Annotated in this window: 5 protein-coding genes and 1 pseudogene; 3 read left to right on the forward strand and 3 right to left on the reverse strand. The window is 47.1% G+C overall.

The annotated features are described in order from the left end of the window. Window positions 1–401, reverse strand: a pseudogene (locus BMY60_RS14370) (transposase); the annotation flags it as partial. Between the two features lie 253 nt (window positions 402–654). Here BMY60_RS14370 and BMY60_RS14375 point away from each other — a divergent pair. Both BMY60_RS14375 and BMY60_RS14380 read left to right on the forward strand, forming a co-directional pair. Beyond that, window positions 655–1,134 (forward strand): hypothetical protein, encoded by a 480-nt coding sequence (locus BMY60_RS14375; protein WP_090334557.1) that lies wholly within the window; start codon window positions 655–657, stop codon window positions 1,132–1,134. A 71-nt stretch (window positions 1,135–1,205) separates the two neighbouring features. After that, window positions 1,206–3,899, forward strand: coding sequence for a CHAT domain-containing protein (locus BMY60_RS14380; RefSeq protein ID WP_090334558.1), 2,694 nt, complete (start codon window positions 1,206–1,208; stop codon window positions 3,897–3,899). Between the two features lie 50 nt (window positions 3,900–3,949). Here BMY60_RS14380 and BMY60_RS14385 read toward each other — a convergent pair whose 3' ends face one another. Together BMY60_RS14385 and tnpA are read right to left on the reverse strand one after the other, a co-directional pair. Further along, window positions 3,950–4,873, reverse strand: coding sequence for a YfdX family protein (locus BMY60_RS14385; protein WP_090334560.1), 924 nt, complete (start codon window positions 4,871–4,873; stop codon window positions 3,950–3,952). Window positions 4,874–5,277: 404 nt separating this feature from the next. Then, on the reverse strand, window positions 5,278–5,583 hold the full coding sequence (tnpA, locus tag BMY60_RS16515; protein WP_218141714.1) for an IS200/IS605 family transposase: 306 nt from the start codon (window positions 5,581–5,583) through the stop codon (window positions 5,278–5,280). Window positions 5,584–5,923: 340 nt separating this feature from the next. On the opposite strand from tnpA, the gene BMY60_RS14395 reads away from it, so the two are divergent. Continuing rightward, window positions 5,924–6,127 (forward strand): hypothetical protein, encoded by a 204-nt coding sequence (locus BMY60_RS14395; RefSeq protein WP_218141713.1) that lies wholly within the window; start codon window positions 5,924–5,926, stop codon window positions 6,125–6,127. Window positions 6,128–6,312: the final 185 nt, after the last annotated feature.

The raw sequence follows: 6,312 nt of genomic DNA on the forward strand, positions 1-6,312 counted from the left end.
ATCAATTCATGTAATCGATATATGCTATCCCGGTGTCCCATGGCAATGCGAATCTTTCGCAGCATTCTGCTGGCGGTTATCCAGGATACGTTTATTTGTTTGGATAAACGCAAAGCAGAAATACCGCCTTTATCTGATGCAACCAGGTAAATTGCCCAAAACCACTTGGTTAGTGGCAGATTGGTTGAATGAAACAAGGTGCCTGCCGTTAATGAGGTTTGTTTGTGGCATTGACTGCATTATCAATAGCCACGCGTCTTAATACTGTAACCACCATCGTGACCACAACATGGGCAGCGAAAACCTTCCGGCCAGCGTTGCTCAATCAATGCTTGTGCGCAGCCTTCTTCTGTACCGTATTGTTTCTGCCAATCCATCAAAGTCATTTCTTTGCCTTTCATCACCATTCCTTTATCTTGTTGATCTTATTGAATAAGACAGAAAAAACTGAGAGTTGTTCATAGGCATAAAAAAATATCGCTCATGTTCAGCACATTCCGCGTACACTATTAGTCATACGCGTTATTATAACTATTTGAATACACCCTATTATAAAAGTAATGTGGAAAAACGCAGCGTCTTCCACCGTTTATTCGGGTGGTTGACGCTGCGCCGATCCACCCTGTAAAACCCGCTTCACTACAAGGCGATGCTATGAAAATCAGAGACTTGTTTGAAAAGTGGCAGCTCACCGGGCTGAGAGTGAAAACGCCGGTTCTGGATATGGACTGGAAACCGGGCGATCCGGACAAGGATGCGGCGTGGGATCTTTATGTCGAGTTGTTGACGCGCATCACGACGCAGCCGCTGCCCAACGAAGACGGCGTGGAACAGACCGCGCTCGACAGCGTTTATACGCTGTTTACGCTCACCCGCCAGACCATCAAGACGCACGGGCGCGCCTGCATTGGTTTTACCCGTATTGCGGTCATTATACTCAACCAGATGGTACGGCCGTTTACCGCCAAGTGGCACCGGCGCAGCCAGCATGGCGCGTTTGCTTCGGCCGAGCAATGTGCACAATTCCGCCGTGAACTGCACGATTTGCAAGCCCAACTCAGAAATTACACACGGTTGCTCGCCGATCTGGCGGATGTAGAAGATTTGACGGAGCTGGAGGCTGATAACGCCTAGGAGACGGGCGAATAAATTCTGCTGCTCACTTTTTGGCGGTAGTTATCACAGGACGATTGAGGAGATCAATAATGGTTTTTCCCATATCCCTGATACAAATCGGCAGCCGGCTGACCGGCAGTCCGCCGGAACCGCGTTGCGTTCGGCGACGAACTATCATCCGATGGAGCATGCGAACGGTTCTGGTGTTTTTGGTCGTTTACAACTGCACCATTGCAAACAGTTTTGCAGCAGAAAATGAAACCCGAGCTGACCGGCTGTTTCAACTGGGAATTGCTGAAATACAAACAGGCCGCTTCGAGCAGGCGCTGCCCTACTGGCTGGAAGCCCTGAAACTATACGAAACAGACCGGAATTTAATACAACAGGCGCGCCTGTCGCGAAACCTTGCCACAGCCTATCAAAAATTAAACCGCCCTATCGAAGCCGAGCAATACTATGCCAGAGCGCTCGGCTTATACCAGACATTACAGCAATTACCTGATCAAGCGGACATGCTGGAAAAATTGGGCTATTTGAATTTAAAAAAGCAGAACTGGGTGCGATCTGAAAAGTATTATCAGGCATTGGCGAATCTGACCCGCGCGCACCGGCAGACGGAGGGACTGATTTTAGCACTCGGAAATCTGGCTGAAATCCGCCTGCAGCAAAACGATTTCTCCGAAGCGGGAAAACACCTGGAAGAAGCCTTGCAATTAAGCCGCGCCACAAATGACGGCCATCGCGAAGCACTGACACTGAACAAGCTTGGAAATCTGGCCGAACGCCAGGAAAATTACCTGCAGGCGACCCGGTATTTCAAGCAGACATTATTGATTACAGGCGAATTACGCAGGAAAGATCTGGCTGCAGATATCAATCGCAAGCTGGGCGTCAATTATTATTTATTGGGCGACTACGCTGCCGCTATCGAGCATTTTCAAATCAGTCTGCGGCAAATGACACAGATCGATGATTTGAAAGGCCAAGGTGCTGCGCTCAGAGGACTGGGCAGCGCCTACTATCTGTTGCATGCGTATTCCAAGGCCAGGGATTACTACCAGCGCGCACTCAATATCGCCCGCAGTATCGGAGACCCCGCCAGTGCAGCTCAGGCGGCGGGCAATCTGGCGCTGGTAAGCGCCAAGCTCGGTGATATGGACAATGCGGCGGCCTGGCACCGGTGGGAGCTCGCATTGTTTCGAAAGCTGAACGATCGTCTGGGCGAAGCCAGGGCTTTGGCAAACTTTGGCGCTAACCGGATCATGTCGGGAGACTACCCTACGGCTATCGGGATGTTAAAACAGAGCATCGCTTTAGGGGAACAACTCGACGATCAGCGCATTATATTTTACGGCCAGACCCATTTAGGCTGGGCGCTGTTTTTGAGCAAGGATCTGGCACAGGCTGAAGCCTTGCTGGATAAAGCGATTCGATTGGGAAAGACCCTGCGCGCCAAGGTATCGGATGTTGACCGCTATTACATCACGCTATTCGATGTGCAGATAACGCCATACCGGGTTTTGCAGGCGGTGCTGGTGGCCCAGGGCCGGATCGAGGAGGCTCTGGAAATTGCCGAACAAGGCCGGGCGCAGGCCTTTATCAGGTTACTGGAGCGCAATCATTCCGAACCGGCTGCATCAAACAACACACAGGCTTCGATATTTAAATTCGAACAGGCACAGCAACTGGCGCGACAGCGCCATGCGATTATTATCGTGTATTCCATCCTGCCCGAGTTCAGTAAGCTGTATACCTGGATCATCAGCGCGGAACAAAAACCGGTTTTTGTCGATATCGCGATCCCGGTTCCGGACGCCGGCATTGCGGCCGACGCTTTTTTACAAAGGCAGGTCGAGGACGCGTTGCATCAATTAAGCACAGGCGTCAGAGGCGTAGCCAGGGCAACCGCGCAGGGCACACGGACTGAGAGCGCTTTATCCGGACTCAGCCGCCTGCTACTGACAAAGGTAATGCCTGCATTGCCGGCCCCGAATGGACAGGAACTGATTGTTATACCGCAGGGACCGCTGCTGATGGTTCCGTTCGCAGCCTTGCAGCTGGAAGACGGCAGCCAGCTGGTGGATAAATTTCCGATCTCTGTCGCCCCGTCATTACAGGTACTGACGGCTTTGCATCATGCCCGCCGAGGACCGGAACACAGGCTGGCGCCGCTGGTCGTCGGCAACCCGGCGCGATCGGACAATTTATTCACCGCGGACGGGCGTCAAATGAAATTGTCCAACCTGCCCGGAGCGCAAGCCGAAGCAATAGCGGTTGCGAAACTGCTTCAGACATCACCGCTACTAGGCGCGCAGGCGAGCAAGGAAACAGTCGTCAGGCGCATGTCTGGAGCCGGTATTATTCACCTTGCGACGCACGGACTACTGGAGGATTATTTTGCTAAAGGCGTTCCCGGGGCTCTGGTGCTCGCCCCTTCTGCAACCGATAACGGGTTGTTACTCGCTTCAGAGATAGAACGGCTTACACTTGACAGCGATTTAGTGGTGCTCAGTGCCTGCGATACCGGCTCGGGCAGGATCACCGGCGATGGCGTAGTAGGCCTGTCGCGGTCGTTTCTTGGCGCAGGCGCCGCCAGCGTCATCGTGTCGCTGTGGTCGGTACCGGATACGCCGACTGAATATTTAATGAAATCGTTTTATCGGCAACTAATTTCGCGCGATAATAAAACCGAAGCATTGCAGCAGGCGATGCTGGCAACGCGTGAACAATTTCCCGCGCCGGTAAACTGGGCTGGATTCATCTTGATCGGCGCGGCGAAATAAATGGTATGCATGCATTAAAAGTGATCTCAACAATTCTTTATCGTATTTCGTTATTCATCTTTTGTGAGAGGCCTAACAAGTTCTGAAAGAAATTTATAAATTTCATCAAAATAGCCCTTTCCATATTTGTTTCCTTCGGTCTTTGCAATAATGCTGTCAATTTGCTCATGCAACTTTTCGTAAACCACTTTATTGCCGTAACCAAGGGCCTCAGCCATTTTCAGTTGAGTACGTGTGTCCTCCAGTAAGATTGCTAATGAAGTGTTTTCTTTTTCTGTGCGGTCTTTTTTCTCAGCTAGAGATTCAGCTATATAAAGGTTTTCCTCAGCCCTGACAAACGGTAACGGGATTACATAATCGGTTACTATTAAAGAGCTTAACGCAGCATGTAAAGCAGTCTTCGCTTCCTTAGTTTTGTCTTCATCTATGAGAGATACAACAGCCTTTAAGGCATCTGGATATGTTGCTAGTGGAATACTCGTTGTTCTAATAATAACTTCACTAGCTAAATCTTTAAGGAGCTCTCGTGCTTTTTGAACCTTATTGTCTTCAAGGTAATCTTCCGCTTCCTTTTTAGCTAGTTTAATGCCTTCTAGGGATGTATATAGGTCATGAATAGCAATTCTTGTATCTATAGTAGCCAACGACAAGTCCGGATCCCGTGCAAGTACAACTTCTAATTTACCCAATGACTCTTCTAACGCATCTATAGCTGCTTTTTTCTTATTATTCTCCAATGCAGTCAGCGCTTTCTTTGATTCTTGTATAGCAGCTACCGCTTCTTTGATAATTTTTTCTCGTTCCTGGGTAACCTTTTTCTCTACATTAGTGTTTTCAGTTGGCTTCGATACTGATGATTCAGCCGGATTTTCAGTTCTATTAGCAGGTTTATTTTCTTCCGCATAAAGGGGTAGAGAAATTAGTGCAACAAGTAAAATATACGGTAAAAATGACAATGTGCTAATTTTCTTCATTGTATTTTCTCCTACATTAGTTTTATCACAATAAATTCATACTGATATTCAAAGTATATAGAATGTTTTTTATGCATAAAAAAATACGCATGGAAATATAAATATGATTGACGAAATAAAATTCAACTCCCCCTGCATTTTTTAAAAATATGAATCGGTAACAGAGGTCTTGCTTGTAAAGTGGTAGTTTGTTCTAGTAAAACTTATACAGTTAACCAGCTTTGCTGAATACTGGCTTACGTTCGGGTGAAGTGTTGCTTAATAGACCACCTCGAAATGCTCGATAGCACTATTGCACGCCATATGGAAGGTATCTAACGATAAGTTTTCGAGTAACAACATTATTTATAAGGACTGAACCGCTACCGGCTGGCGCCGGTAGGTTCGGGTATGGCTAGAAGCCGTTAGTCTTTGTCTGAATGCTGTTCCAAGTACTGCATTATAATATCGTCAGTTATATTTCCACTCGTTGTACAAAAGTATCCTCGAGCCCAAAAACATTGCCCCCAATACCGCTTTTTCAATTCAGGAAACTCCTGTTGGATCTTTCGTGACGAACGCCCTTTTACCCTTTGCATGAAATAGCTTACTGATATATGTGGCGGTATCTCTACAAACATATGGATATGATTGGTTGACAGGACACCTCTGACAACTTTTACACCTAATTCATTGCAAACCTGCTTTACAATAGTACATTTCAGCTTGATGAAAAAGGGCGTTTATTTTTCCTATACCCAGTCATGCGTCGTCAATAACAATTTCAGTAAAATCCACCGATAAATCACAAACTATCGCATCGTAATATATATAAAACTGCAAGGGCAGATTTAAAAAGTTTTGTTGCGCAAGGAATGTCCGAATAGGGCAGGAGGAAAGAATTTTAATACGGGCAACACCTTCACCTTTGCGGGTGCGAGGGACGAAGCCTCAATATATACTTGCGTGAAAATTTGAAAGTGATAATTCGCTGCATGGAAAGTCTGGGTATAATAATTTGCTTTCAATTCAGCGATATGCAACAATACGTATTAGATACGTATAGGTAGCATGATGAAGAAATTAACCATTACAGTAGATGACGAAGTTTATAAGGGATTACATGCACGTATAGGACGCGGCAATATCAGCCGCTTCCTGAATGATATGGCACGACCGCACGTCGTCGCTGATGATATTGAAGCGGGCTATACGGCTATGGCCGCCGATGAGAGCGTGAACAGGAAGCACTTGAATGGGCTAAACAAAGCATAACTGATTTAACCCATGACGAAACATAGCACCATTGTTCCTAAAAGGGGAGAAATCTGGTGGATCAATTTTGATCCTTCAATCGGTGGTGAAAGGGACTGTAAATTAAACTGTGTAACTGTCTGGGTTAAACATACTCAATCAGTCGATCCTCGAATTCGATCATAAACCGGTTCAAAGCCGCTTTC

The organism is Nitrosomonas sp. Nm51 (assembly GCF_900111165.1).
Lineage (GTDB): Bacteria > Pseudomonadota > Gammaproteobacteria > Burkholderiales > Nitrosomonadaceae > Nitrosomonas.